Consider the following 25,637-nt stretch of genomic DNA (forward strand, 5'->3'; position numbering starts at 1 on the left):
AGTGGTAGCCACTTCCCATTTGATGGGAGTCGAGCCGGCCGAAAAACCGGGAAGTCGAAGAAAGCAGGCATTGTGACTGAGAATCTGCGGATCGAGGACAACTCCCTCCCGCTCGAAGGAATCCGGGTGCTGGAACTCGGCAACTTTATCGCCGCTCCCTTCGCCGCCCGGCTGTTCGGCGACTTCGGTGCCGAGGTGATCAAGATCGAGCGGCCCAACGGCGGAGATGAACTGCGCGACTGGCGCAAGTCCCGCGGGCAGACCTCCATGCTGTTCCGCACCCTCGGCCGCAACAAGAAGTCGGTCACCCTGGACCTGCGCTCCGAAGCCGGCCAGGAAGCAGTCAAGAAGATTGCGGCACAATGCGACGTCGTCATCGAGAACTTCCGTCCGGGCACCTTGGAAAAGTGGGGGCTGGGACCGGACGTGCTCACCGAGCTGAACCCCGACGTTGTTATTGTCCGGATCTCGGGCTACGGCCAGACCGGCCCCTACAAGAACCGCGCCGGCTTCGGCAGTTCGGCGGAGTCATTCGGCGGCCTGCGCTACATCACCGGCGAGCCGGACCGGCCGGCCGGCCGTGCCGCCGCCAGCATGGGCGACACCGTGGCCGGGCTGTACGGCGTCATCGGCGCGCTGATGCTGATGCTGCAGAAAGCCCAGGGAATCAAGCACACCGGCCCGCAGACGGTCGACGTCGCACTCTACGAAGGAGTGTTCAGCCTGCTCGAGTCCCTGGTGCCGGACTACGACGCCTACGGCATGGTCCGCAAGCGCACCGGCGGAGCCCTCCCCGGCGTCGTCCCCACCGGATCCTACCTGTGCGCTGACGGGCTCGAGGTGGTGATCGGGGGTAATTCCAACTCCGTGTTCATGCGCCTGATGAAGGCGATTGGCCGCGAGGACCTGGCCGCCGACGAGTCGCTGTTGACCACTGAGACCCGCGGCGCCCGCGAGGAAGAACTCAACGGAGCCATCTCGGCCTGGACCGGCAGCTACCCGCTGGCCGAGGTGCTGGACCTGCTCGACGCCGCCGGCGTTCCGGCCGGGCCCGTGTACGATGCGCCGAGCATCGCCGAGGACAAGCATTACCTCGCCCGCGGCATGATCCAGACCCACGAAGTGGTGGTCGAGGACAAGCCCGAAAAGGTGCGCTTCCCCGGGGTCGTGCCCAAGATCCCCGGCCACGAAGGCCGCGTCCAGTGGATCGGCCCGGAGCTGGGCGAACACACCGAGGAAGTGCTGCGCGATCTGGTGGGGCTGGACCCGGAACAGATCGCCGGCTTTACCGGTGCGGAGGTGAAGGCATGAAGGTCCGCATCACCGATGTCTTCCTGCGCGACGGGCTGCAGGACGAGGAGGTCATCGTCTCTACCGCCGACAAGCTCGCCGTCGCCGAGGCCCTGGTGGCTGCCGGCGTTGACCGGATCGAGGCGGGCTCTTTTGTGAACCCGAAAAAGGTCCCGCAGATGGCCGACGCTGCGGCAGTCTTCACCTGGCTGCCCGCCGCTCCCGGCGTGGACTATACGGTACTGGCGCTTAACGGCAAGGGTGTCGCCCGCGCAGCCGAAGCCGGCGTGAAAAACGTCCAGGTGGTGACCTCGGCCAGCCAAGCGCACAGCAGCGCCAATGCCGGCCAGGGCATCGAGTCCGCGCTGGCAAGCCTGGGCGAGGAAGTTGCCCGGCACCCGGAGATGAACTTCTTCGCCGGAATTTCCACTGCCTTCACATGTCCCTTTGAGGGCGACATTGACCCCGCACATCTGCTGCGTGTGGTCCGGGCCTTCAAGGCGATGGGAATAACCACCGTTGGACTGGCGGACACCCTGGGCACCACGCCCACGGATCGGCTGATGGCCAGCCTCGGCTACGTCCGCGAGCATGAACCGGAGCTCGAATACTACCTGCACCTGCACAATGCCCACGGCCAGGCCCTGGCAACGGTCAGTGCCGCCGTCGACGCCGGAATCACGAATTTCGACAGCGCGCTCGGTGGCTACGGCGGATGTCCGTTCGCCCCGGGCGCCCATGGCAACATCGACACCCAGGAACTGGTCCGGCACCTGCACGCCTCCGGCTATGAAACCGGCATCGACGAGCAGCTGCTCGCAGAGGCCGTCCGGCTGGCACGCGAGGTGGTCGCGAAGTCACCGGCACTGGAACAGAAGCCCGCGGCTACCCGCTAGCCATCCCGCAGCAACAACATGCTGACGGAAAATTTCGGCGGGCCGGGCCAGCCTCCTTTCGGTACAGTGGCACCAACGCAAGGAGGAGCGCCATGTCAGACGAACCGGAATTTACCGCCGCCTCGGTCGCGGAGCTGGCCCAGGAACACGGGCTGGACATTGATTCCACCAGTGTCACTTTCAACGAGGCCGGTCTGGACTACCTCGTGGCGTTCGCCGTCGCCAGGGGCAACAAGCACTGGGTCCTGCGCATCCCGCGCCGGCCGGACGTCTCCGCCAAAATTGCCGACGAAGCCAAAATCCTCAAGCTGGTCAAAGGCAAGCTCTCCGCCGCCGTGCCGGACTGGCGGATCCGCAGCCGCACGCTGATCGCGTACCCGGCGCTGCCGGGGGAGCCGGGCCTGACGGTGGAGGACGGCCAGCCGGTCTGGCATTTCGACCGCGAATCGCCGACCTACTGCGCCTCGCTGGGCCGGCTGATTGCCCAGCTGCACCGGATCGACGCCGAGCAGGCCCACGCCGCCGGCATTCCCACGCTGACCCCGGAAGAAGTGCGCGAGGAATGGCGCACCAACCTGGCGAAGGTGGAGGCCGAATTCCAGATTGCCGATGCTCTGTTGGACCGCTGGAACGCCTGGCTGGCCGAGGACAGCTACTGGCCGGACTTCACCGTCTTCACCCACGGAGAGCTCTACCCGGCACACCTGCTGCTGGACGAAAACGCCGAAATCCGTTCCGTCCTCGACTGGACCACGGCCAAGGTGGCGGACCCGGCGCTGGACTTTATGTTCCAGCACATGGTCTCCACCCCGGAGGCTTTCGACCTCACCGTCCGCAGTTATCTTGACGACGGCGGACGCGTGCCACCGCGGCTGGCCGACCAATGCGCGGAGCTCATAGCCGCGGCACCGATCAGCTACGGCGTGTATGCGATGACAACCGGGAATCCGGACCATCAGGCGGCGGCGGCCGCGCAGTTGAACCCGGCGGACTAACAGGCCTCCGGCGGATTAACGGTGGATTGAGCGCGCCCTCGTGCCGCCTCGGAGAGCTGCCGGCAGCGGGACGGCGAAGAACAGCCGCGGGTCCTGCAGCAAGGCGGGATAGTCAAAGTCCGTCCGGCGGATCTCCCCGCTGAGCACCAACGTCCGCGCGAGCGTGTCCGCGGTCCCGGTGATCGGACCGAGCGTACCGGTTGCGAAGCGCAAGCCGCCGTCGAGCGGTAAGGCGACCGGGTCGCCGTCGTTCGCTTCATTCAGCAGGGCATCCAATTGCCTGGCCTTTTTGCCCCGCACCGGCACCCCGGCGGGCGTCAAGGCGGGAAGACTAACGACGGCGGTGTCCGGCTTTTCGCCTTGCCCACCTTGGGCGCGGGCTAGCCATAAGCGCGGACCGGTGACTTCAGCGGGGACCAGCTCGGCGGACGGCTCGGGCCAGATATAGGGGAGCGCATCGGCAGTTCCGGGGAAGCGTGGCCCGTAGAACACCGGATCCTTCTGGACCAGATTTGAACGATGGGCGCGGTGGAAATCTTCATCACCCAGCCAAGGCGGAGGCATGGGCATGGCGCTTTCTGCTTCCGGTGCGAACTCGAGGATGGAGCCGCGGGTGGCGTCAGCGTGGCCGCGGGCCAGCCATTCGTCCGTCATGGCCAGACCGTAGCGGACCAGCGCCGGCACATGCCCCATCCACATCCGCACTGCCGGATGCCGCTGCCAGCCGTAATCGGGAACCGTCAAGGCGCGCAGGATCTGCAGCGTCTCCACCCGCTGCTTGCCCAGCCGCGGGCCGTCGAGGACGGCCGCGCTGGCAGCAAAGTCAGGAAACGGCAGGAAGGTCTGCATGATCAGATCGTAACGTTCGAGTCCGGATCCGATCACGCTCCGGTTTTACTTTCGGCCCTTGCGCTTCAGCAGCGGCTTAGACGCGCAGGACTTCGCCTGGGCCTTTTTGCCCGGTTTTTTATTGCCCGGGGCGCTCTTGCTGGGATCGCTTTTTCCGGGAGCACTTTTGCCCTTGGCACTCTTGCCAACCGGGAACGAGCCGACAGGTTGAGCGGAGGAGGGCGCCGCAGACTTGGCCGCGGACTTGGCCGCAGCAGGGGCATCGGCCGCAGGGGAAGCCGCCGGCTTCGTGGGCTCTGGCTCGGGCGCAGTCTTAGGCTTGGGCGCGGGCGCAACCTGCTGCCCGTTTTCTCCGTTCGCCGCAGGTGCAGCTTGGTCTGCGGAAGGCGTGCGTCCATCGGCCGGATTATCGTTCCGCTGCAGGCTGCCAGCGGCGGCTGCGGCCGGAGCCGTGGGCGGCAGCGGCGAGGCCGGAGCGTCCATGGAGGAAACCAGTTTGGTGATCTGGCCGGTGAAGTCCGGTATGGAGGAATCCCATCTCGGCGCCGGTGACTGCTGTTCCGTGCTGTCGCTCTGCCCGTCGAAGAATGCGTCACGGTAACCCAGACGCTGAACGAGCATCCAGACCGCGATTGCGACCATGAGCAGCGTCAACAGGACGACGGCGCCTGTCCCATAGATCCGGGTCAGCGCACCCACGGGAGAGATCGACCCCTGCAGAGCCTGGTCCGCCAGCCAGACCACAAGCCAGAAGGTCGCCGTGACGGCCAGGATTCCCAGCGGCAGGCCTAGGCCGGCATCGGAGGCGCGGCGCCGCCAATTATCCAGGGCAAGGAGCAATCGAGTCATAGGGCTGGTTTTGAACTCCTGTATGTTCCTGGTGGGGGCGGGGACGCTCACTTGGTGTTTCCTTCGGCAACTGGTTCGATGGGGGTTTCTTGGTGTTCAGCGAGTTCCTGGACGAATCGGTCCAGCATACGCGCAAGTGTTTCGCGGTCCTTCGTGGACCAGGTAGCCAGGACCTCGTCGAAGAGGCCAGCTCCCGCCGCACCGATCTGGCGCTGCATCTCACGGCCTTCTTCGCTGGTGCTGACCAGCGTTGCCCGGGCGTCGACTGGGTCTGACTGGCGGTCCACGAGCCCCTTGTCGTCGAGCCGCCGGACCTGCGGAGTCATCGTGGATTTATCGACGCCGTGCTGGACGGCAAGTTCGGAGACGCGCACCGGGCCGTTTTTGCTGATGTAGTCCAGCAGCGCCACGTCGTTAGGGGACATGTCCGAAGCGGCGGGGCCGAACAGTTCTTTGCGGACCTGCGAACGCGCGGCCCAGCGGATCAATTGGGTGACGCTGGACCTCACTTTGACACCCGCTGTGGGGCCAGTGTCACCCTGAGTTCCGGCCCCTTGAATCTTTTGCACATGATGAGGATACGTCCTAAAGTTTGATTGTGCCAATCAAACTAAATTGGCGGGGGAAGTCAGCAAATTCCCCCTGGCCGCATCCAGTTTACGGCTGCAGGGTTTACACTGTAAGTTGAACCAGTAAGTATACTTAGTGGTAGCTAAACAGGGTTATGTTGGGGTTGGCTAGCAAAGTCCAGATTGATCTTCTGTGAGGGAGTGAGAGTGGTAATGCCCAATCACAAACAGCGCTATCGGCCCATTGGCAGGGATGACGACATCTCTGATCCTTGGTGCTCCGTCTGCGCCACGGACGACTATTTGATTATTGAAGAGGTCGAGCCCGCCGAAGAGCAAGACCTCAGTGGGCATCCGTTGTGGAACATCAGCTATTCGTGTGCCGAATGTGAGAGTTTCTACGGGCATCAGACCCGGAAGCCATGGCTTGGCGAGGCCGATGATGCGGGCTGGCTGGTGGCGATCGATGCTGCCTACATCCACTGCGGCGAGCCGATGCGGCCATTCGATTCCGCGCAGCGGCCTATTTACGATCCGGTGCTCAACCATGATCCGGAGGACGCGTTGCCGCATGTCGAAGTGGACACGTTGGTGCTGCGCTGTGCCTGCGGATTCCAGATTGCAGTGCCGGCAGACAGTTATTCGGAGGGCAACTGAGCCGGCAGGAATGCTAAGAACCGCACCGGCATTAGGCGCGGCTCTTGGCTTCAGGCGATGGTCACGCGCTCCACGGCCAGCGGGGAACTGGCTGCGGTGTCAACCGCGGGTGCTGCCATGGGGGACCAGGAGAGTGTGATCTGGATGCCGTCCGCCAGTTCGCTGATCCTCAAGCGCAGATCCTCGTCGTAGAGGTTTCTGCGGTGGGTGGCAACGCCGTCATCCTCTGCCTGGCGCAACAGCTTGGAGACCGCCAGCGCCATGGCTCGGCCCCAGTCGTACGGATGTTTGCTGTTGGCTTTGGCGGTTGCCGAATACCTTTTCTCACGCATGGCAGATGTCCTAACGGTCCTGGGGGTGGGCGTATTGGAAGGCCTGATGATTCGTCCGCCCGGACGTAGAGTCTGAGGGGACATGCGTTATTCAGTTGCTAAGGGTGCTGATTTGGTCATTCAGTGTAACGCCGAAGGAAAGCATTCGTCCATCATGCGAACAGGCGGCAGCGAAGCCGGGCTTGTAATGTCCTGACACGTGGCTCCCGGTGACCGGGGGAGAGCGGTAGCGTCCCTGTATGACCGTTACCGTTGTTGCAGGAAACCCGAAGCCGGCCTCCCGGACCCTTGCCGCGGCCCGGCTCCTGGCCGAGCAGATCACCGGAGCCCCGGTGGACGATGCGATCGACGTCATCACTTTGGGGCCGGGCTTGCTGGGGTGGGGTGACGAAGCCGTCGCGGCGGCTGTGAAGACAGTCCAGTCCAGCGATCTGGTGATCTTCGCGTCGCCGACCTTCAAGGCCACTTACACCGGAGTGCTCAAGCTCTTCCTTGATCAGTTCGCCACCGGCGACGGGCTCAAAGGCGTTGTCGCAGTACCGTTGATGCTCGGTGCCGGCCCGGCCCACGCGCTGGCCCCGGAGCTGCTGCTCAAGCCGGTACTCGTTGAGCTCGGTGCCACCGTTCCCGTCCAGGGTTTGTACCTCAACGAGAAGTCCTGGGAAGACCCGGAAAGCTCGCGCGAATGGTTGGACCGGTGGACATTGGTGATCCAGTCGCTCCTCTAAGCTAACCGGCGACGTGCTCCGCCTCGAAGCCCAGCAGCAGGTCCGGATCCAGCTCGATGGCTTCGCCGTTAATGACGTGGGCATGGGCTTCGCCCCGCAGGAGTCCCATGGTCACCCTGATGAGCGTGCCGTGCGCGACGACGATGATGCGCTGATCCGGGTTCGCGTTAACCAGTTCCTGGAGCGTGGCAATGCTGCGTGCCGCCACTTCGGCTTCCGGCTCGGAAGCAAGGAGCACTTTGTCGATCTCGGGTCGGTCCATGCCCAGCAGGACGGTGCCTTCGGCGTCGCGGAAGTCCCGTTCGATCAGGCCCGGCAGCGTGCAGGAAATCGACAGCCCCACGTGCTTGCCGATGATCTCCGCGGTCTCGCGGGCGCGGCGCAAAGGTGATGAAACCAGAAGGTTCCATTCCTCCGTTGCCAGCTTCGCGCCGGCGTCGTTAGCCTGCCTGCGGCCCAACTCATTCAGCGGGATGTCCGTATGCCCCTGCAGCCGTCCGGCCGAATTCCAGTCGGTCTCACCGTGTCGCACCAGTGCCAGCACTTAGGCCTCCTCATGTCCAGTTGTCTGCATCAATCCTGCCCCAATGCGGTGCCAATAGGAAACGACGACGGGGCCCGGTCTGCGAGCGACGGGCGGCGGTGCGGGGCTTCCCGCCAGCCAGCAGGGCCGGCTGAATTGCCGGGGCACGGGGGATGAAGCCAGGGTAAACGGTTCATGAGAGCACTCTCATCGGTGCATCATGTCCCTTTCATATGGGCCGGGTTTAGTCATAACTGACAGCAAAACCCTTACGAAGGAGAAGACCATGACACTCGTCGCGCACCCCAGCGAAGCCCTTTCCCCGACCTTCACCAGCATCACCAGCAACGCCGCTACAGGAGTAGCCGCGGATCCCCAGCGGCTGCAGCGGGCCAAGAAGGCCTACACCACCCGCTTCCTCGCGGACCGGCTGGCACTTGATCCGGCAGGGTACGACCTGCTGGACATCGCGCCGGCCGCCGGCGACGTGGTGCTGGCCAAGGTAGTGGAAATCGGGAACCACACGAAGCTGGAAAGCCCGGCCTCGCGCCGCCAGTCCATGTTCCCGGGCGACGAGATCCTGGTCGCCTTCGGAAACCGCTATGCGCCGGACCAGTTCCTCGCCGTCGTGCCGGATGATCTGGGCGAATGCAGCCTGGTGGCTGGCGGCGGACTGGCCGCCCGGGTCCTTGAGCAGCACGCGGACATCGACAAGGCCACTACCATCCAGCCGATCGGCCTACTCGCCAAGGACGGCGTGGTGGTCAACCTGCAGGACCTGGCGCCGCACGCCGTCAACCACGCTACGGAACTGCCCGGCCGGCCGCCGGTGATTGCGGTGCTGGGCACCTCGATGAATTCGGGCAAGTCGACCACGCTGGGCTGCCTGGTCAACGGGCTGGACGCAGCGGGCCTGCGGGTTTCCGCCGGGAAGGCGACCGGGACCGGCTCCGGCAACGATCCGCGCCTCTTCACCGACGCCGGGGCCCGCCTGGTGCTGGACTTCACCGACTTCGGTTTCCCGACCACTTACCTGCTGGACTACGAAACCGTGCGCGGCCTGCTGACCAGCCTCATCGACACCCTGACCACGGCCGAGACGGATGTGATCGTGGTGGAGATTGCCGACGGCGTCTACCAGGGCGAAACGAGCAGGCTGCTCCATGACCCGGTTTTCCACGCGGCAGTCGACCATGTGGTGTTCGCCGCCGCGGATGCGCTGGGCGCCACGGCGGGCATCGGCATCCTGCAGGATGCCGGCGTTTCCGTGCCGGCGGTATCGGGCCTGCTCACCGCCTCGCCGCTGGCCGCCCGGGAAGCCGCCGGCGTCATCACCACCCGCGTGATCAACACCTACGATCTGTGCAACCCGGCAACGGCCCTGGAACTGTTGCCCGCACGTAAGTAAGGCAGGTGCAAAGCATGCCTAGCAAGAAACTTCCGCCTGGCCTGCCCAGGCTGCTCAGCGGCCGGCGGCGTGGTTTGATGGCGCTGCTGGTCGGCACCGGCCTGGCCATGGCGGCGGTGACCGGTGCCAGCGCGCTGCTGATGATGTGGCTGCTCGACGAAACCCCGGCAGATGGGGGGAGTACCGTCCCCCTCGTTGCCGTACTGGCCGCGGCGGCGCTGGCCATCGGCGTCCTGCGGGCGCTCGAACGGGTGCTGGGCGAAATGCTCGGCCAGGACTACATCCATCAGATCCGCAAGGGGCTGGTGAAATCCGCGCTGGCTACGGACCGGGGACCGTCCCCGGGCGTGACCATTGCCCGCAGCACCAACGACCTCTCCAGCGTGCGCAACTGGATCGCGATGGGGATCGCGCCGCTGGCCGTGGGCGTCCCGCTGATCCTCGGTACCGCAGTGGCACTGTGGTTGCTGGCGCCGGGACTTGCCCTCGCCGTCCTCGTTCCCTTGGCTGTTCTGGCAGCAGCCCTGGCGATGTTGGCGAGGCCGGCCTTTGAACGGGCACGTGCCCTGCGGCGGCAACGCGGGCGGCTTGCGGCACGGCTCGCCGATACGGTCATGGCAGCCGGCACCATCCGCGCAGCGGGAGGCGAAGCGCGCGAGGTCAAGCAGGTGGACAAGGCTGGCCGCAACGTGGTCGACGCGGCAGTGAATCGCGCCGCCGCTTCCGGTTCCATCCGTGGTGCCGCCGCAGCTGCGGCCTCGCTGGGTACCGCTGCCGTCGCCGCTGTGGGCAGCTGGCAGGCCATTCCGACGGCGACCGTCGCCGCCGCGCTGACCATCGTCGGCATGATCGCTGCCCCCATTACCGATATGGGCCGCGCCGTCGAATACCGGCAGAATTTCAAGGCCGCCCGCCGGATCCTCGGTCCCGCCCTCGCGGTCTCAATAACGGCAGGAAACGAACGACGACGGCGGGTTGTCGCCTCCGCCGGCCACGCCACGGCTGGGAGTGCGACCGCGGTGGGTCCGGACGTAGTGGCCTCAGACGGGGAGGCGTTGAACGGAGAGTCGCAGGACGGCGAGGATGCGGGCTCGCTCCTGGTAGCGGGCTTGTCCGAGTGCCGGAACTGCCCCGTCCCGGAGCTTCAGGCCTGGCCGGGCCAGCGGGTGCGCATCCGCTCCGCGGATCCGGCAGTGGAGACCAGACTGCTGGAAACGTTGATCGGTGTGCGCAGCGATCCCGATGCGTTTACTCAGGTCAACGGCCTGTCGCTGTTGGACAGGGGCGGACGGGACCGGCGGCGGCTGGTCGGCTATGCCGCTGCCGGAGCCTACCTGGAGCGGGGATCGATTGCCCGCAGTGTGCGCTACCGCAGGCCTGATCTGGACGCGGTGGAAGGATCGGCCGCGTTGGAACAGGTGGGGCTGGCCGGACCTATTGCCCGGCTGGAGCGGGGCGAGCAGACCATGCTCAAACGCGGGGGCGAGCCCCTGTCCACCTCGGAGCGGGCACGGCTGGTGCTGGCCCGGGCGATGCTGGGGGAGCCTCCGCTGCTGGTGATCAATCGACTGGACGCGGACCTGGACCGGGACGGCAGGCAGATGCTGGCATCGGTTGTACGTGATTATCCGGGAGTGGTGCTGTTCGCCTCGGATGACCCGGGCGCGCTCGCCGCCGGTTTCACCGAATGGTCCGTCGACTGCCCCCATGCAGGGCTGGACCTGACCTGGGTAGCCGCGCGCCCCGCCGTCGTTCATGGTGCTCGCTGACCTCCGTGATCGGTGGTCTGATTAGCTGAGTGACCGGTGGTCTGATAGCTCGGTGGTGGGCGGTTCGAGGTGCTGGCCAGAGCGTTCATCCACGGCTATTCTCTCTTGGCGTCTGTACCTATTGACCTCTGCCGCGGCCGGTAACAGAGTGGTAACTACGGGCGATGGCCTGTCCCGGGCCACCTGCATCCAATTCCCCTAAGAAGGTAAAACCATGACAGATGCAGCCAATCGGCCACCAGCAGAAGGCGATGACCGGTTCATCCTGACCAACCGGCAAGGGCACCAGGTTTACGACAACCAGAACCAGCGGACGGTTGGCCCACGCGGTCCGGCCACCCTGGAGAACTACCAGTTCCTGGAGAAGATCAGCCATTTTGACCGGGAGCGCATTCCCGAACGGGTGGTCCACGCACGTGGGTTCGTTTCCTTCGGCACGTTCGAAGCCACCGGAAAGTGGGGCGACGAACCGATCTCCCAGTACACGCGGGCAAAGCTGTTCCAGGAAGCCGGCAAGAAGACGGACGTGGCAGTGCGGTTTTCCACGGTGATCGGCGGGCACGACTCCTCGGAAGCTGCCCGCGACCCGCGCGGCTTCGCGGTGAAGTTCTACACGGAGGACGGCAACTGGGATCTGGTGGGCAACAATCTGGCGGTGTTCTTCATCCGGGACGCCATCAAGTTCCCGGACGTGATCCACGCGCTCAAGCCGGACCCCATCACGTTCCGGCAGGAGCCTGCGCGCATTTTCGACTTCATGTCGCAGACACCCGAGTGCATGCACATGCTGGTCAACCTGTTCAGCCCCCGCGGCATCCCGGCCGATTACCGCCACATGCAGGGCTTCGGCGTCAATACCTACAAGTGGTGCAACAAGACCGGCGACACGGTTCTGGTGAAGTACACCTGGCAACCGCACCAAGGCGTGAAGAGCCTGACGGAAGCGGACGCAGCGAACATCCAGGCTAACGACACCGGCCACGCCTCCAAGGACCTGTTCGAGGCGATCGAGCGCAGCGACTTCCCGAAATGGGATCTCTACGTGCAGATGATGAGCGACGACGAGCATCCGGAGCTCGACTGGGATCCTTTGGATGACACGAAGACCTGGCCGGAACAGGACTTCGAGCCCCAGCTCGTCGGCACCATGACGCTGAACGAGAACGTCTCCGACCACCACAACGAGAACGAGCAGATCGCCTTCGGCACCGGCGTGCTCGTGGACGGTCTGGATTTCTCCGACGACAAAATGCTCGTCGGCCGCACGTTCAGCTACAGCGACACCCAGCGTTACCGGGTGGGGCCCAACTACCTGCAGCTGCCAGTGAATTCGCCACGACGTGTCCAGGTAGCCACGAACCAGACCGGCGGGCAGATGTCCTACGGGCGTGACCTCGGCGTGGGACAGAATCCACACGTCAATTATGAACCCTCCATCACGGGTGGCCTGCGCGAGGGGCACTATCAGACGGAGGACATTGAGGGACCGGAGCTCACCGGCCGGCTAACCCGCGCCCGCATCCCGCGCACCAACGATTATGAGCAGGCCGGCCAGCGCTACCAACTGCTGGAGGACTGGGAACAGGATGACCTTGTCACCAACTTCACCACCCTGATTGCGCAGGCGGACCGGAAGGTCCAGGAACGCATGCTCTGGCACTTCTACATGGCCGACGACGATCTCGGCTCCCGTGTGGGCGAGGGACTGGGCATCAGCTTGGAGGATGTAAAGGACCTTGGGCCGTTGCAGTCGCAGACCCTCACCGATGTCGAGGTGTCGCGGATGAAGAACCTGGGCAAGAACGGCCCGCGGAACGTTGAAGGGCTAACCATGACGCACTGCGTGCCGAACGAGCACGTCGTTGTCGCTCCCTGACCTGAATCCTTGACTAACGACGGCGGCGTCAGACTGGGTACGGCACCGCCGCTTCATTGAGGCGTCAGAAAGGTGGTGGGGTGTAGAGGTCCGGTGGTGGTTCGGTTGGCGGGCGGATGGACCAACTGTTTTCCGGGGTGCTGGTCCACTCGTGACCGGTACGCGATTTCCAGATGACGCTGCCGTCGGCATACTGGGTGACTTTCCAACCGCCGGCGTGCTTGGAAATATGATCGGGTTTACATGCGGCCTTAAGATTTTCCAGCACGGTTTTGCCGCCATCTTCCCACGCGATGGTGTGGCCAATTTCGCAGAAGCGGGCTTCCACGCGGCACCCGGGGCCGCTGCAGTGCCCGTCGCGTAACCGCACGAGACGTTTGAGCCATTCGGGCGGGTGCCGCAGGTCTTTCGCGGCGGCGATCGCGTTGTGGTATTCATCGGTCAGGACCGGCAGCCACGATTCCGCGAGTCCGGCAAGGTTGCGGGCCATTTCCGGCGGGATCGGCCCGTACCCGGCGAGTTCACCGGGCTCCTCGCTCAACCTCGCCGCGGTCTCCAACGACAGCGTGACCGCGACACTGGCGGTCACGCCCGCCCCGGCACCGGTGCCCGTCCCCGTGCCCGTACAGCTGCCGGTGCAGGCGCCGGGGTTGTTGAGGATCAGGTCGGTGATGACATCGACGCGCAGCTGCGGCAGGATCCGGGCCTCGTCGGGGCCCTGCAGCTTCTTCGCGAGGGCCTGGACCAGGTTGAACACCATGAGCGCCTTGTCCGCGCTGCAGCGGAACCAGACTTCGGCCATCCCGTCATCCTGCGGCACCAGACCGACGTTGCGGCTCTCATTGGCGCGTTCGTGACGGACAGTGAGAGATTCCGGGTGCAAACGTTCACGGGCCTTGCGGGACCGGGCCCGCACACTGTCCACGGTGACCTTTCCGGCCTTGGGCAGGACACTCGCTTCGAAGGCAGGTAAGAGTTCTTCGGGCAGGTCGGCGGAGCCGCGGGCGATTGCGGTGGCCCTCGGCAGATCCAGGTTCCCGGCGGCCATCGCCTCCACCGCGCCCGGCAAATGCTGGGACAGCTGAGCGGCGTCGGTGAGGTCTTTCTCCGCACTGCTGCGGGGCTGGGCCAGGGCCGCGGCGATCTCCGTCGCCGCGCAGGAGGAGAACCCGTGCGCGTTGCCGGTCTCGGCGCCTTCGGCCGGGCGCAGCTCGGTGAACCGGCTCAAGGCCTTCACCCGCCCGGACTGCAGCCACGCCACGGCCTTCGCGGAGGCCTGCAGGTAATCAATGGTCCCGGCATCATCCAGGCCGTCCGGATCAATCCGCTCCAGCACCCCGGCCAGCGCCGCCGGCGCCAGGTTCTCCCAGCCCTCCGGCAGGCCCGGCACCTCCGGCAGAACCGCAGCCGTCGCCAACGCCTGGGCAGCTTCCTCGGCCGCTTCGTCGAAGGGCTCGCCGAGGGACAGGTTTTCCTCGGCCCAGGCATCGAGCAGGAGCTTATGCAGCATTATTTCCAGCAACGAACGCCCCGCCAAACCGAGCGCCCGCAACGGGCCGTCCCGGTCCGGCTCCGGCGCCGGTATGAAATCAAACTGGAAATCTTCCATACACCTACCCTACGAACCCCCTCTGACAGTATGTGACCACGCGCACACCGCAGATGAGAAATCGCCAGAAAACTTTCCGACGGCTGTGCTTGCCTTAGCAGACAAGGCTGACCAGGGCGACGTAATGCCCAAGGAATACGAAGCCGGCGGCGACGCGGTCGGCGGCAGGAGTGAGGAGCAGGCACGGTTTTGAGGTTATCCGAACTTCGGCGGGCCATGAACGTCAAGCCCGGGCATCGCCGTCGTTACTAGAGAACGAGTTCACTGAGAGGGAGCCGGAGGTATAGGCAGGGTCAGTGGAGCTTACTGGCGGAAGTTAAAGAGATGGCGCCGGCTGGTTGGAGGTTGGGGGAAAACTCCGACCGGCCGGCGCCGCATCACTCGCACCTTTATGAGGTAACTTCACAGTAGGCCTTGTACTTGATTGTTAGCCGGGAGCAACCTGTGAATTGCCTGAGTATGGGTTTCTAGACAGCTCGTTCCAGCACATAGTCGCGCAAAACCAAGCGGCCGGTAGGGAAGTTCATGCCGCCGACGGTCCGGAAGCCGTTCTTGGCGTAGAACTTCTGGGCGCGCACGTTTTCCTCGCTGACGGAGAGCCACACCGCGCGCGAGCCGTTTTCCGCCGCAGCGGACAGGGTGGCGTTCATGAGCTGATGGGACAGGCCGCTGCCGTGGGCGTCTGCCCGAATGTAGAACTTGCTCAGCATCGAGGTGGGCCGCAAAGTCAGAGCCGCCTGGACTTCGACATCCAGGGGAGGGGTGTGGATGAGCATGCTGTAGCCCACCAGTCTCCGGCTGACGCGAGTACTGGACGAGTCGCCTGGATCAGCATCCGGCTCTTCGACCACCATCACCGATCGTTCCGCATTAGCAACATAGCTGTTGAAGCGGGCCTCGGTAAGATGCTCTGCAATGTAGCCGCTGATGTCGTCCTCGGTCATGACCGGAGGGCACGCCAGCGGGAAAGTCGTCGCGGCCAGTTCGGCGAGGGCAGCGGCGTCGTCGACTGTGGCTTGGCGGATCCAAGCGTCGGCTGGCGGTGCGGGATTGGCAGTCGCTGATCCGGGGATGGTTGCAGCTGCCGCTGAAGCTAGTCCTGCCTCTGGATGGATCGAATTGTTCACGGAACAATCCTAAACGGGCGCTGACCCTCCGTTGTGATCACGCGCTGTACTCTGCCTTCACTGCGAGCACAGGGGCGTTGGCCTGCAGCAGGATCTGTTGGGCGCTGCTGCCCAGGAGGAATTTGCCCACGGAGCTGCGGTGGCGGATCCCAATGATGATCAGCGACGGATCCATTGCCTCGGCCGTGTCCAGAAGATCCCCAACGGCATCGCGACTGCGCTCGTTAGGCAGCCGGTAGCTGACTGAAACACCCTCAACCTCGGTAGGGAAGTCCAACTGGCTCCCGCTGACAACTTCTTCGTCGTGGACCGTCCGATCCAGATCAAAAACCACAAGGTCCTGGCCGCGGAGTCTCGCTTCCGCAACGGCGGCGGTAAAGGCGGCCGTTCCTTCCCGGGACCGGGACCGACCAACGAGAATGGTCATAAGTGTTACCTTTCGCTGTTCGCCAGTTGTGACGGGTTTAGGTCACTCTGGCCGCGTGAAATAGCCTACGTTGGATCGGTTCTTCCCACGCATCTACGTTCGCCTGGTGAATGCGCCACTTTCAGCAATTCTAAGGAAGGTCGGGAATCATGGCATCCCCGCAGCCCCAACCCTGCGACTCCATGGCCGCAAGGGGCCGTTCCAGGAAGCGGACCGTCGGTCTGGCTATCTACGGCGTGGTCGCCGCCCTTGTCGTTGGAGGAGCAGTCTTCACCTCGTCCCGCAGTGCAGCCGATGCGGAGCTGCGCAGCAAGCTGACGCTTATTGCCCCTGCCGGGGCCGGTGGCGGGTGGGACACTTTCGCACGCGAGCAGCAGCAGGCTCTGCGCTCCAACGGCATTGTGAACAGCGTCCAGGTTGTCAACGTGCCCGGCGCGGCCGGCACCATCGGTCTGGGACAGTTTTCCACCATGCACGGAGAGTCCTCAACTTTGATGGCCACGGGCACCGTGATGCTGGGTGGCATCCAGCTCAACGACTCGCCGGTGGGAATGGACGACGTGCGCCCCTTGGCCCGGCTGGCCGATGATTACGATGCGATCGTGGTGCCTGCCGACTCGCCCATGAACTCCATCGATGACCTGATCGCCGAGTGGAAGAAGGATCCTCGGGAGTTCCCGTTCACCGGCGGGTCCATCGGCTCCATTGACCATCTGGTCATGGCGCAGTTGGCTCTGGAAGCCGGGATCGATGCCTCGCAGACCACTTATATCCCGAACACCAGTGGTGGCGAAGCCCTGCAGACAGTCTTCTCCGATACCGCCAAGGCAGCCATCAGCGGTTACAACGAGTTCGCGGACCAGATCGAGGCGGGCAGGGTAAAGGCTCTGGCCATCTCGGCGCCGCAGCGGCTGGAAGGCATCGACGTTCCCACCTTGCTGGAGGAAGGCTACGACGTGCAGATGAGCAACTGGCGCGGGATGGTCGCCGCCCCGGGGACCAGCGACGAGGACTACGAGGAGTTGCTGAGCATCATCACCGAGATGTCGCAGACGGCGGAGTGGGAAGACGCCCTGGCCCGGAACCAATGGGACAACACCTTTATGGTCGGCGAAGAATTCGAGGAGTTCATCGCCGCGGAGGAAGAAGAAGTCGCCGAAATCCTGGAAGGGCTGGACCTGTGACAGATCCGGACAACCAAACGCACCCGGGCGCGCCGGCGCCAGCCGCGGATGCCGCGCCGGCCGCCCACGGCTTCTGGCACGGACGCAGCGGGATTGTCATCGCCGTCGTACTGGCGGCGTTCAGCACCTATCTGCTGGTCGGCATATTCGACATGGACGTCCCTTCGGGTGCGGCCTTCCCCGGGCCGACGTTCTTCCCCGTACTGATCGTTGCGGCCGGTTACCTGCTGTCGGTGCTCCTGGCCGTGTTCACGATCAAGAACCCGGACCCGCCCAAGCCCCCGCATTACGAATTCGAAGAGGATCTGGATCCGGACGTCCGGGCCGCGGCCGAAAAGGCAGCAGCCAGAAAGTACGCAACGTATTCGGATTGGTCTTCGGTTGTGGTGGCTATCGGGAGCTTCCTGCTTTTCGCTTTGCTGATGGAACCGCTCGGTTGGATCATCGCCGCAGCTGTCCTGTTCTGGGGCATGGCCCGGGCGATGGGGAGCCGGCGGCCGCTGTTCGACATCAGCCTGGCGCTGGTGGTCGCCTCGCTGATCCAGCTCGCCTTCGGTGCCGCGCTGGGCCTCAATCTGCCCGCCGGGATCCTGGGAGGTGTGTTCTAAATGGATGCTCTAGCAAACCTTATGGAAGGCTTCAGCCTGGCGCTGACGCCGATGAATCTGCTCTGGGTAGTGGTGGGCGCGTTCCTGGGCACCGCCGTGGGGGTGCTGCCGGGGCTCGGATCCTCCATGGCGGTGGCACTGCTGCTGCCGATGACCTTCGCGCTGGATCCGATCGGGGCGTTCATCATGTTCGCCGGGGTGTACTTCGGCGGCCTCTTCGGCGATTCCACCATGGCCATCCTGATGAACACACCGGGACAAGCCTCGTCGATCGCCAGTACCTTCGAGGGCCACAAGATGGCCAAGGCCGGCAGGGCACCGCAAGCACTGGCCACTGCGGCCATCGGCGCCTTCATCGGCGGCATCATCGCCAGCATCCTGGTGGTGTTCTTCGCCCCCGTCCTGGCCGATCTGTCCGCCAACTTCGGCCCGCAGGAGTTCTTCGCGCTGGCCGTCTTCGCGTTCCTGGCCACCTCCTCGGTTGTCTCGGACTCGGTGATCAAGGGACTGGTTTCGCTGGTCTTCGGCCTGGGCATTGCCGTGCTCGGCATCGACAGCATCTCAGGCGCCGAGCGCTTCAGCTTCGGGGTGCCGGAACTTTTCGACGGTGTCAACATCATCACCGTCACCGTGGGCATCCTTGCCCTCGGCGAGGTGTTCCACGTGGCCTCGCGGATCCGGCGCGATCCGGCCGCCGTGGCCACGCCCTCCTCGGGCCGGCCGTACCTCTCCAAGGCCGAATTCCGCGAGGCACTGCCGGCCTGGCTGCGCGGCACGGCGATCGGCGTGCCCTTCGGCGTCATTCCCGTGGGCGGCGCGGAAGTGCCCACCTTCCTGGCTTACGGGGCCGAGCGTTCGCTGGACCGCCGCCGCAGGAAGCCGATGTTCGGCAAGGGCGCCATCCGCGGACTGGCCGCCCCGGAAGCGGCCGGCAACGCGACCACGGGTACCGCGATGGGTGCGCTGCTGGCGCTGGGCCTGCCGGTCTCGGCCACCGCGGCGATCATGCTGGCGGCCTTCCAGCAGTACGGGCTGCAGCCGGGCCCGCTGCTCTTTGACCGCGCACCGGATCTGGTCTGGGCGCTGCTGGCCAGCTTCTTCCTCGGCCTGCTCGTGCTGCTGATCCTGAACCTGCCCTTCGCCCGGTTCTGGGCAAAGCTGCTGCTGATCCCCAAGCAGTACCTGTACGCCGGCATCTCGGTCTTCTGCGGACTGGGCGTCTACGCGACGTCGGCGTCCGTGTTCGACCTGCTGATGGTGCTCGGCATCGGGGTGCTGGGCTTCCTGATGCGCCGCTACGGCATTCCGCTGGCGCCGATCATGATCGGCATTGTGCTGGGCCCGCTGGCCGAAACGTCCATGCGCTCGGCCCTGTTGTCCTCGAACGGGGACTACGCCGTTTTCGTGGACAGCCCGATCACCATCACGCTGTACATCCTGCTCGCCGTCGCCCTGATGATCACGGCATTCAGCCGGATCCGTGCGCGTGCCAAGGCCGACGTGTAACAAACTACCTACCCAGCAGCAGACGACGGCGGCGCCTCATCTTCAAAAGGTAAGGCGCCGGCGTCGTTGTCGGCTTTAAAGACGGTGGCCGGCTAAACCTTCAGCGCCTTCTGCTTGCCCTTGGAGTCCAGGATCAGCGCCAGCGCGATGCCGAACATCCAGATGTCCTTGGCCAGGCCTGTTCCCTCGGTCGTGGGGCGGATGTTGTCGTCCTGCGTCATGCCCGGGGTTTTGAGGTACATTCCGATCAGCGTGCCGGAGAACGCGGCGAGGCCCAGGCCCACCAGCCGGCTGGGGATGAACGGAGCCAGCAGCGCGCCGCCGAGGGCGAGCTCGCCGTAGCTGACGTACTTGCCGAACTGCTCGGGCTCCATGTCCTTCACCTGGGGCAGGATGTTGCCGGCCATGCCCTGCAGGTACGCGGCGCTGTCCTTGTCCAGGTTCATCTTGCCTATGCCGGAATTGAGGATAAATCCGCCGGTGGTCAGGCGCAGGGGAATGTGGCTGAGCTTCATGTCAGGTCCTTCCGGTTGTCAGGCTCGGTCTCTTCGAGCGTACTTCCGGCGGGCTGCTCCTGCCAGTGGTACTGTTTTCCGTTGCTAATGCATGGGCCGCTGAGACTCAGTTAAGCGAAACAAACCGAAATTCCCCCGTGCGTTAACTTGCGGTTTGAGCCTCGTCTGCTTGGATGGAATGTAATAGGAAACGGGTATCCCGGTTCCGAAACAGCAGAAGGTTAGTGATGGATTACATCCAGGCCGAGCATCCACGGCCTCACCATTTCATACTGCACATGAGCGACACCCATTTGGTGGGCGGTCCGAATCCCCTGTACGGACAGGTGGACAGCGAGGCCCGGCTCCAGCAGATTTTCACCGAACTCGAGGCCTCCGGTGCGCGTCCGCAGGCCATCGTGTTCACCGGGGATCTGGCGGACAAGGGCGAGCCGGAGGCGTACACCAAGCTCCGCGCCATCGTCGAGCCGGCCGCGGAGCGGTTGGACGCGCAGGTCATCTGGGCCATGGGGAACCATGACGACCGCGCCAATCTGCGCGCGGGTCTGCTGGATCAGCCGGCGGACATGTCCCCGCTGGATAAGGCATACGACGTCGATGGCCTCCGCGTGATCACGCTGGATTCCACCGTGCCCGGGTTCCACCACGGCGAGCTCAGCGAGAACCAGTTGGACTGGCTGATGGGGGAGCTGGCGGTGTCCGCGCCGCACGGCACCATTCTCGCGCTGCACCACCCGCCGGTGCCTTCCGTGCAGGATCTGTCCGTGCTGGTGGAACTGCGGGACCAGAGCCGGCTAGCCGCGGCACTGGAAGACACGGACGTGCGGACCATCCTGGCCGGGCACCTGCACTATTCCACCACAGCCATGTTCGCGGGCATCCCGGTGTCGGTGGCGTCGGCGACCTGCTACACCCAGGACCTCAACGTTCCCGTGGGCGGAACCCGCGGCCGCGACGGCGCGCAGGCCTACAACCTGGTCCACGTGTACGACGAGACGATCGTCCACTCGGTGGTGCCGATCGGCGACTACGCCACCGTGGGCGAATACGTGTCCCCGGAGGAAACCCAGCGCCGGCTGGACGCGGCCGGCATCCGGATTCCGGAAAGCAGCCGCCAGCTCGCCGGAGTCTGACAACGACGCCGGCCCTCACCTTTGCGGCTTTGGCTTCGATGAGGTGCGCGGCCGTTTGTAGCCAGCGGTACCGGGGCTGAATAGGCTTGGGGCATGATGCCTGATTCTTCCCCAACTTCCACCAACTCCGCCTCGGCCGGCGCTGCTCCAGCGGCGGAACCTGCCAAGCGGACCAATGTCATCGTCTCGATCGCGGACAAGGTCACGTCCTTCGGCGTGCGCCGGGCGTACGGCGATTCGGTCCAGGTGGGGTCCGAGCAGGTGGTTCCGGTGGCGCTGGTCCAGTTCGGCTTCGGCGGCGGCGAATCGGAGACCGGCGAAGGCGGCGGTGGCGGCGGCGGAATGGTGCTGCCGGTCGGCGTGCTGGCGCCGGACAGCCAAGGCAAAGCCTCGTTCCGGCCCAACCCGCTGGCACTGCTGGTTTGCACTGTCCCGGTGGTTTGGGCAGCTGGCCATGCGATGGCGCGGGTGGTCAAGGCCTTCCGCCGGTAACCAACGACGGCGGGCGGGTACCCGCCGTCGTTATTTTCCTACTTTTCCCAGGGCGCCGGGATGGGGAAGTACTTTTCGAGGAAGTCCGTCACGACTTCCTGCCGCTCCAGGGCGGGAACTTCCGGGAAGCTGCCGTCATTGAGGCAGAAGAAGTCATGGTTGCGCTTCTTCAGCAGCTTAGCCAGCGATTTCAGCCCCGAGTACATGGTGGTGTCGATGTACTTGACCTTGGCCTCGGTCTGCGTGACGGCGCGCCCGGTCAGCAGCGCGTAGTAGTGGTACAGCGAGTTGGTGACCGAGATGTTGTCCTTGGCGCGGAAACGGCTCGCCGCGGTGGCCTGGAACTCGGCCGCGAACTCCTTCTCCATTTCCAGCAGCACGCTCTTGCGCAGGGGCGCGGCGCAGTGCTCCAGGTGCCGGGTGGTGATGCGGCCGAAGCGCTCGTAGAGCAGCTTGCGGTTCACGCGGGCGGCGTTCTCGAAGCCTGAGCGGTCCAGATGGTTGTCGCCCAGCCCGATCCGGGTGGAGGCCTCGATGAACTTCGTGATGCCGCCGGGGGAGAAGAACACATGCGGACCCACTGCGCGGCCGAAGAACATGTCGTCGTTGGAGTACAGGAAGTGCTCGCTCAGGCCATCGATGTGCTGCAGCTGCGCCTCCACCGCCTGCGAGTTGTGCGTAGGCAGCACCGAGGGGTCCTTGAAGTGCTCCTCGCTGCGCACGATGTTGATGGCCGGATGCTCGGCGTTGAGCCACTCCGGCACTGGGGAGTCGGTGGCGATGTAGATGTTGCGGATCCACGGGGCGAACATGTACACGGAGCGCAGCGCGTACTTGAGTTCGTTGATCTGGCGGAAGCGGGCATCGGCATCGTCGCCCTCGCCGAGGATGACCCCTTCCATCCGCTTGCGGCGGGCGGCCTGGTAGGCCGGATCGTTCCCGTCCACCCAGGAGAAGACGATATCGATCTCGAAGTCGATGTCCGTGGCGTGGTCCGCGAACATGTTCTCGATGGTGGGCCAGTCCAGTCCATACCGCCGCACGGTGCCGCGGACGGCTTCGGCGGCAGGGAGGGAACGCCGGGTCAGCGAGTTTTCAATCGGCAGGATCAGCTTCTCGTCCTGCCACATCCACAGTTCCACCTGCACGCCGGCCGACTGGCCGTAGACCAGCCCGCCGTTCGGCTCGATGCGGGGACGGTAGAGCCGGAAGATGCGGGCCTGGTTGCCCTCGGCGAGCCGGCCGTCGCCGACCAGCAGCGCGCGCTTTTTCTTGGCGTCCACGGTCATGGAGTAGAACGGTTCGTCGCGGCAGGCCTCGGCCAGCGCGTCCTGAAGTTCCTTGCGGTCATCCCAGTTGATGGCAATCACCGGGCGCGCGTCATTGCCGCGGACCAGCAGGTACCCGATGCCTGCATCGTCGAGCACGCCGCGGATGAACAGCAGGTCCTCCACCATCGCCTCATGCTGCGTGCGGTCCCTGTTAATGAGGGCGTAGCGCTGCTTGACCTTGACGACATCCTCGCGGTCGCTCAAGCGTGCGACGGCGGCAGGAGAGGTCACCTCAACGACGTCGCGCTGGCTTTCCTCCGGTTCGGGGGCACCAAAGTAGGCATCCGAAATGTCACTGGGGGCAAGCGATTCGGTAATGGAAGTCTCCTTCAAGTTTTTGGACGTGTCGTATCTCCTCCATGGTAAGCCTGCTTTCCCGCGCGGGGAGGCGGCTGTGGATTCAGCGTGCCTCGAGGGCCGGGGAGGACGCGAGGAGCTGCCGTGTGTAGGGATGCTGCGGCGCGGCGAAGAGCTGCTCGGCCGGGCCTTGTTCGACGATCCGCCCGCGACGCAGGACGGCAACGCGGTCGCTCATGTGCCGCACCACGCCCAGGTCGTGCGAGATGAACAGGTAGCTCAGCCCCAGTTCGTGCTGCAGGTCATCGAGCAGGTCCAGGATCTGGGCCTGGATCGAGACGTCCAGTGCCGAGGCGGGTTCGTCGCAGATCAGGATCCGGGGCCGCGGCGCCAGGGCGCGGGCGATGGCGACGCGCTGGCGCTGTCCGCCCGAAAGCGTGCGCGGGCCGCGGCGGGCGAAGTCGGCGGGCAGCCCGACCATTTCCAACAGATCCTCGACCTGCTCGTCGGCGCTCCGGGGATTCAGCGTCCGTCCGCCGGTGGCCGCATCCGCCAGGGTCTGGCCGACGGTCAGCCGCGGGTCGAACGAGCTGAGCGGATCCTGGTACACGGTGCCGATCAACGGCCGCCTGCCGCGGCGCTCCTTCTCGGGAAGAGCGCTCCAGGGCTCGCCGAACAGCCGGACCTCGCCGGCGTCGGGTGCGGTGAGCCCGAGCGCGATGCGGGCGATGGTGGTTTTGCCGGAGCCGGATTCGCCCACCAGCCCGAGCGTTTCCCCGGCGGCCAGTTCGAAGGAAACATTATCGACGGCGGTGAAGCTGGTCTTGTCCGGGTTGCGGAACCGCTTGGCCAGATCGGTGGCCTGCAGGACGGGTGCGCCGGCGTCGGGCTGAGCGAGATCGCGGTCCGCAGCTGTCGGTTTCGGTGCCTTCGGGCTGGACGAGATCGACAGGCCCGACGGACCGGCCACAGTCGAAGTGTCGGCCACAGTCGAAGTGTCGGCCACAGCCGACGGGCCGGCCACAATCGACGGTCCGGACAAGCGGGCGCCGCGGGCATGGCCGGAGGGCACCGCGCGCAGCAGCTTCTTGGTGTAGTCGTGCTGCGGCGAACCCAGGACCTGCGCCACGGGGCCCTGTTCCACGATCCTGCCCTCGGTCATCACCGCCACGTGGTCCGCCACGGAGCCGACCACCGCCAGATCGTGGCTGATCAGCAGCATCGCCGTTCCCCGCTCCCGCAGCGAGGCCAGCAGGTCCAGAATCTGCGCCTGCACCGTGGCATCGAGCGCCGTGGTGGGCTCGTCGGCGATGAGCAGCGCCGGATCCAGGGCAATGGCGGAAGCGATCAGGGCCCGCTGGCGCAGCCCGCCGGAGAGTTCGCCGGAGCGCTGGCCTGCCCGCAGCTGCGGGTCGTCCATGCCCACATCGGCCAGCAGCTTCAGCACCCGCCGGCTGCGTTCGGCCCGGGTCAGGCGGGTGCGCAGCCGGAGCGAATCCTCGATCTCGCGCCCGACGGTCCGCAGCGGATCCAGCGAGACCAGTGCATCCTGCAGCACAAAGCCCACCTTGCCGCCGCGCAGCTCCCGCCAGCCGCGCCGGCCCAGCCCGGTCAGGGACTCGCCGCCTAGTTCCATCCGCTCCGCCGAAACCTCTGCAGTCTCCCCGGCGAGGCCGATCAAGGAGCGAGCGGTCACCGACTTGCCGGAACCGGATTCGCCCACCAGCGCCAGGCACTGCCCACGGTCGATGGACAGGGACACCCCGCGCACTGCCGGGACGGCACCAAAGCCGACGTTCAGGTTCTCAACCCGCAGCACGGCGTCGTTCTTGGAATTCACCGGCCGGCCACCCTTCGCTGCAGGGCGCGCCCCAGCACGGTCGAGGATGCCGCCGTCAGCACAATCGCGACGCCGGGGAAGAACGTCATCCACCACGCCGTGCCCAGGTACGTCCGTCCGGCCGCCAGCATCGCGCCCCACTCGGCGGCCGGCGGCGGTGCCCCGAGGCCGAGGAAGCTCAGCGAGGACGCCCACACCACAGCCTGCCCCAGCCCGAGGGTGCCGAGCACAAACACGGGGGAGAGGGCGTTGGGCAGGATATGGCGGAAGAGCACCTGCGCCGGCCGGCGGCCCAGTACGACGGCGGCCGCGACCATCGCGGACGACCTCACCTTGCTGATTTGGCCGCGGATGATGCGCGCGTAGCCCGGCGCCGTGGAGAGCCCGACGGCGACCACCGACGTGGTGATGCCCGGGCCGGCCAGCGCGATGAACACCAGCGCCAGCAGCAGGCCCGGCAGCGCGAACAGCACTTCGAGGATCCGGCCCACGCCGAAGTCGAGCCAGCGGCCGCCGAGCCCGGCCAGCGTGCCGAGCACCAGCGCCAGTCCGAGGCCGATGGCGGTGGCGGCGGCGCCGATCAGCAGGGAGGGGCGGGCGCCGTGGATCACCCGGGAGTAGATGTCGCGGCCGGACTCGTCGGTGCCGAACCAGTGCTTCGCGGACGGGCCCTGGAAGGAGTCGGCCGGGTTGATGGCCAGCGGGTCGAACGGGGCCAGCAGCGTGGGGAAGCAGGCGGCCAGCACCAGGAACAGCGCGACGGCGGCGGCGCCGAGTTCGACGGCGCGCAAACCGGACACCCTGGGCAGGCCGCGCGTGGCGCCGAG

25 protein-coding genes are annotated in these 25,637 nt (G+C 65.5%); 13 read left to right on the top strand and 12 right to left on the bottom strand.

Going from position 1 to position 25,637, the window contains the following annotated elements:
• Positions 1–72 precede the first annotated feature (72 nt).
• The 3 genes from AC20117_RS13230 (at position 73) to AC20117_RS13240 (ending at position 3,181) form a co-directional block, all read left to right on the top strand.
• Complete coding sequence (locus AC20117_RS13230; RefSeq protein WP_083339557.1) at positions 73–1,311, top strand: CaiB/BaiF CoA transferase family protein; 1,239 nt, start codon at positions 73–75, stop codon at positions 1,309–1,311.
• Positions 1,308–2,186 (top strand): hydroxymethylglutaryl-CoA lyase, encoded by an 879-nt coding sequence (locus AC20117_RS13235; RefSeq protein ID WP_074699332.1) that lies wholly within the window; start codon positions 1,308–1,310, stop codon positions 2,184–2,186. The genes AC20117_RS13230 and AC20117_RS13235 overlap by 4 nt, the downstream gene beginning before the upstream one ends.
• Positions 2,187–2,278: 92 nt before the next feature.
• The gene (locus AC20117_RS13240) at positions 2,279–3,181 is read left to right on the top strand and encodes a macrolide 2'-phosphotransferase (RefSeq protein ID WP_074699331.1); all 903 of its coding nucleotides are present in this window, start codon (positions 2,279–2,281) and stop codon (positions 3,179–3,181) included.
• Between the two features lie 15 nt (positions 3,182–3,196).
• Here the strand turns inward: AC20117_RS13240 and AC20117_RS13245 are convergent, their stop codons facing one another.
• Genes AC20117_RS13245 through AC20117_RS13255 form a run of 3 tightly spaced genes read right to left on the bottom strand, consistent with a single transcriptional unit; the run spans position 3,197 to position 5,388 of the window.
• Complete coding sequence (locus AC20117_RS13245) at positions 3,197–4,066, bottom strand: MSMEG_6728 family protein (RefSeq protein WP_335643998.1); 870 nt, start codon at positions 4,064–4,066, stop codon at positions 3,197–3,199.
• Between the two features lie 9 nt (positions 4,067–4,075).
• Positions 4,076–4,879, bottom strand: a complete 804-nt coding sequence (locus tag AC20117_RS13250) for a hypothetical protein (protein WP_139186737.1) — start codon at positions 4,877–4,879, stop codon at positions 4,076–4,078.
• A gap of 47 nt (positions 4,880–4,926) precedes the next feature.
• The gene (locus tag AC20117_RS13255) at positions 4,927–5,388 is read right to left on the bottom strand and encodes a MarR family winged helix-turn-helix transcriptional regulator (protein WP_139186736.1); all 462 of its coding nucleotides are present in this window, start codon (positions 5,386–5,388) and stop codon (positions 4,927–4,929) included.
• A gap of 267 nt (positions 5,389–5,655) precedes the next feature.
• Between AC20117_RS13255 and AC20117_RS13260 the strand changes: the two genes are divergently transcribed.
• Complete coding sequence (locus AC20117_RS13260) at positions 5,656–6,105, top strand: hypothetical protein (RefSeq protein ID WP_139186735.1); 450 nt, start codon at positions 5,656–5,658, stop codon at positions 6,103–6,105.
• A gap of 50 nt (positions 6,106–6,155) precedes the next feature.
• Here AC20117_RS13260 and AC20117_RS13265 read toward each other — a convergent pair whose 3' ends face one another.
• Positions 6,156–6,437, bottom strand: a complete 282-nt coding sequence (locus AC20117_RS13265; protein WP_074699327.1) for a hypothetical protein — start codon at positions 6,435–6,437, stop codon at positions 6,156–6,158.
• A gap of 239 nt (positions 6,438–6,676) precedes the next feature.
• On the opposite strand from AC20117_RS13265, the gene AC20117_RS13270 reads away from it, so the two are divergent.
• Positions 6,677–7,165: an NADPH-dependent FMN reductase gene (locus AC20117_RS13270; RefSeq protein ID WP_074699326.1), complete on the top strand. Its 489-nt coding sequence runs from the start codon at positions 6,677–6,679 to the stop codon at positions 7,163–7,165.
• A gap of 1 nt (position 7,166) precedes the next feature.
• Here the strand turns inward: AC20117_RS13270 and AC20117_RS13275 are convergent, their stop codons facing one another.
• Positions 7,167–7,709, bottom strand: a complete 543-nt coding sequence (locus AC20117_RS13275; RefSeq protein WP_074699325.1) for a histidine phosphatase family protein — start codon at positions 7,707–7,709, stop codon at positions 7,167–7,169.
• 265 nt (positions 7,710–7,974) lie between these two features.
• Between AC20117_RS13275 and AC20117_RS13280 the strand changes: the two genes are divergently transcribed.
• The 3 genes from AC20117_RS13280 (at position 7,975) to AC20117_RS13290 (ending at position 12,741) form a co-directional block, all read left to right on the top strand.
• Complete coding sequence (locus tag AC20117_RS13280; protein WP_236777303.1) at positions 7,975–9,096, top strand: DUF1611 domain-containing protein; 1,122 nt, start codon at positions 7,975–7,977, stop codon at positions 9,094–9,096.
• A 14-nt stretch (positions 9,097–9,110) separates the two neighbouring features.
• Positions 9,111–10,865, top strand: coding sequence for an ABC transporter transmembrane domain-containing protein (locus tag AC20117_RS13285; RefSeq protein ID WP_074699324.1), 1,755 nt, complete (start codon positions 9,111–9,113; stop codon positions 10,863–10,865).
• A 214-nt stretch (positions 10,866–11,079) separates the two neighbouring features.
• Complete coding sequence (locus AC20117_RS13290; RefSeq protein ID WP_074699323.1) at positions 11,080–12,741, top strand: catalase; 1,662 nt, start codon at positions 11,080–11,082, stop codon at positions 12,739–12,741.
• Positions 12,742–12,805: 64 nt separating this feature from the next.
• Here the strand turns inward: AC20117_RS13290 and AC20117_RS13295 are convergent, their stop codons facing one another.
• The 3 genes from AC20117_RS13295 to AC20117_RS13305 all read right to left on the bottom strand — a co-directional run bounded on the left by AC20117_RS13295 (position 12,806) and on the right by AC20117_RS13305 (position 15,904).
• A complete protein-coding gene (locus AC20117_RS13295) occupies positions 12,806–14,350 on the bottom strand; it encodes an HNH endonuclease signature motif containing protein (protein ID WP_074699322.1) in 1,545 nt (514 codons plus the stop codon).
• A 467-nt stretch (positions 14,351–14,817) separates the two neighbouring features.
• Positions 14,818–15,477: a GNAT family N-acetyltransferase gene (locus AC20117_RS13300; protein WP_236777304.1), complete on the bottom strand. Its 660-nt coding sequence runs from the start codon at positions 15,475–15,477 to the stop codon at positions 14,818–14,820.
• Positions 15,478–15,514: 37 nt separating this feature from the next.
• Entirely contained in the window at positions 15,515–15,904 is a 390-nt protein-coding gene (locus AC20117_RS13305) for a universal stress protein (RefSeq protein ID WP_074699321.1), read from the bottom strand.
• Between the two features lie 149 nt (positions 15,905–16,053).
• On the opposite strand from AC20117_RS13305, the gene AC20117_RS13310 reads away from it, so the two are divergent.
• From AC20117_RS13310 to AC20117_RS13320, 3 genes are read left to right on the top strand one after another with little or no spacing between them, the layout of a single operon-like run.
• On the top strand, positions 16,054–17,088 hold the full coding sequence (locus AC20117_RS13310) for a Bug family tripartite tricarboxylate transporter substrate binding protein (protein WP_236777305.1): 1,035 nt from the start codon (positions 16,054–16,056) through the stop codon (positions 17,086–17,088).
• On the top strand, positions 17,085–17,696 hold the full coding sequence (locus AC20117_RS13315; protein ID WP_074699320.1) for a tripartite tricarboxylate transporter TctB family protein: 612 nt from the start codon (positions 17,085–17,087) through the stop codon (positions 17,694–17,696). Before AC20117_RS13310 ends, AC20117_RS13315 begins: the two co-directional genes overlap by 4 nt.
• Positions 17,697–19,202, top strand: a complete 1,506-nt coding sequence (locus tag AC20117_RS13320) for a tripartite tricarboxylate transporter permease (RefSeq protein WP_074699319.1) — start codon at positions 17,697–17,699, stop codon at positions 19,200–19,202.
• Between the two features lie 92 nt (positions 19,203–19,294).
• Here AC20117_RS13320 and AC20117_RS13325 read toward each other — a convergent pair whose 3' ends face one another.
• Positions 19,295–19,717 (bottom strand): hypothetical protein, encoded by a 423-nt coding sequence (locus AC20117_RS13325; RefSeq protein ID WP_074699318.1) that lies wholly within the window; start codon positions 19,715–19,717, stop codon positions 19,295–19,297.
• A 227-nt stretch (positions 19,718–19,944) separates the two neighbouring features.
• Between AC20117_RS13325 and AC20117_RS13330 the strand changes: the two genes are divergently transcribed.
• Positions 19,945–20,850: a phosphodiesterase gene (locus AC20117_RS13330; RefSeq protein WP_074699317.1), complete on the top strand. Its 906-nt coding sequence runs from the start codon at positions 19,945–19,947 to the stop codon at positions 20,848–20,850.
• A 93-nt stretch (positions 20,851–20,943) separates the two neighbouring features.
• Positions 20,944–21,342, top strand: coding sequence for a hypothetical protein (locus AC20117_RS13335; RefSeq protein WP_335644009.1), 399 nt, complete (start codon positions 20,944–20,946; stop codon positions 21,340–21,342).
• Between the two features lie 38 nt (positions 21,343–21,380).
• Here the strand turns inward: AC20117_RS13335 and AC20117_RS13340 are convergent, their stop codons facing one another.
• The 3 genes from AC20117_RS13340 to AC20117_RS13350 all read right to left on the bottom strand — a co-directional run bounded on the left by AC20117_RS13340 (position 21,381) and on the right by AC20117_RS13350 (position 25,619).
• On the bottom strand, positions 21,381–22,799 hold the full coding sequence (locus tag AC20117_RS13340; protein WP_074702916.1) for a stealth family protein: 1,419 nt from the start codon (positions 22,797–22,799) through the stop codon (positions 21,381–21,383).
• A 274-nt stretch (positions 22,800–23,073) separates the two neighbouring features.
• Complete coding sequence (locus AC20117_RS13345) at positions 23,074–24,810, bottom strand: dipeptide ABC transporter ATP-binding protein (RefSeq protein WP_074699316.1); 1,737 nt, start codon at positions 24,808–24,810, stop codon at positions 23,074–23,076.
• A complete protein-coding gene (locus tag AC20117_RS13350) occupies positions 24,807–25,619 on the bottom strand; it encodes an ABC transporter permease (RefSeq protein WP_074702914.1) in 813 nt (270 codons plus the stop codon). The genes AC20117_RS13345 and AC20117_RS13350 overlap by 4 nt, the downstream gene beginning before the upstream one ends.
• Between the last annotated feature and the right edge of the window lie 18 nt (positions 25,620–25,637).

The organism is Arthrobacter crystallopoietes, from assembly GCF_002849715.1.
In the GTDB taxonomy this organism is placed as follows: Bacteria; Actinomycetota; Actinomycetes; order Actinomycetales; family Micrococcaceae; genus Crystallibacter; species Crystallibacter crystallopoietes.

Coding starts and splice junctions, on each gene's coding strand:
- AC20117_RS13235 (WP_074699332.1), top strand. CDS start 1,308: ATGAAGGTCCGCATCACCGATGTCTTCCTGCGCGACGGGCTGCAGGAC.
- AC20117_RS13240 (WP_074699331.1), top strand. CDS start 2,279: ATGTCAGACGAACCGGAATTTACCGCCGCCTCGGTCGCGGAGCTGGCC.
- AC20117_RS13250 (WP_139186737.1), bottom strand. CDS start 4,879: ATGACTCGATTGCTCCTTGCCCTGGATAATTGGCGGCGCCGCGCCTCC.
- AC20117_RS13265 (WP_074699327.1), bottom strand. CDS start 6,437: ATGCGTGAGAAAAGGTATTCGGCAACCGCCAAAGCCAACAGCAAACAT.
- AC20117_RS13270 (WP_074699326.1), top strand. CDS start 6,677: ATGACCGTTACCGTTGTTGCAGGAAACCCGAAGCCGGCCTCCCGGACC.
- AC20117_RS13280 (WP_236777303.1), top strand. CDS start 7,975: ATGACACTCGTCGCGCACCCCAGCGAAGCCCTTTCCCCGACCTTCACC.
- AC20117_RS13285 (WP_074699324.1), top strand. CDS start 9,111: ATGCCTAGCAAGAAACTTCCGCCTGGCCTGCCCAGGCTGCTCAGCGGC.
- AC20117_RS13290 (WP_074699323.1), top strand. CDS start 11,080: ATGACAGATGCAGCCAATCGGCCACCAGCAGAAGGCGATGACCGGTTC.
- AC20117_RS13295 (WP_074699322.1), bottom strand. CDS start 14,350: ATGGAAGATTTCCAGTTTGATTTCATACCGGCGCCGGAGCCGGACCGG.
- AC20117_RS13305 (WP_074699321.1), bottom strand. CDS start 15,904: ATGACCATTCTCGTTGGTCGGTCCCGGTCCCGGGAAGGAACGGCCGCC.
- AC20117_RS13310 (WP_236777305.1), top strand. CDS start 16,054: ATGGCATCCCCGCAGCCCCAACCCTGCGACTCCATGGCCGCAAGGGGC.
- AC20117_RS13320 (WP_074699319.1), top strand. CDS start 17,697: ATGGATGCTCTAGCAAACCTTATGGAAGGCTTCAGCCTGGCGCTGACG.
- AC20117_RS13325 (WP_074699318.1), bottom strand. CDS start 19,717: ATGAAGCTCAGCCACATTCCCCTGCGCCTGACCACCGGCGGATTTATC.
- AC20117_RS13330 (WP_074699317.1), top strand. CDS start 19,945: ATGGATTACATCCAGGCCGAGCATCCACGGCCTCACCATTTCATACTG.
- AC20117_RS13335 (WP_335644009.1), top strand. CDS start 20,944: ATGATGCCTGATTCTTCCCCAACTTCCACCAACTCCGCCTCGGCCGGC.
- AC20117_RS13340 (WP_074702916.1), bottom strand. CDS start 22,799: ATGGTGGAGGACCTGCTGTTCATCCGCGGCGTGCTCGACGATGCAGGC.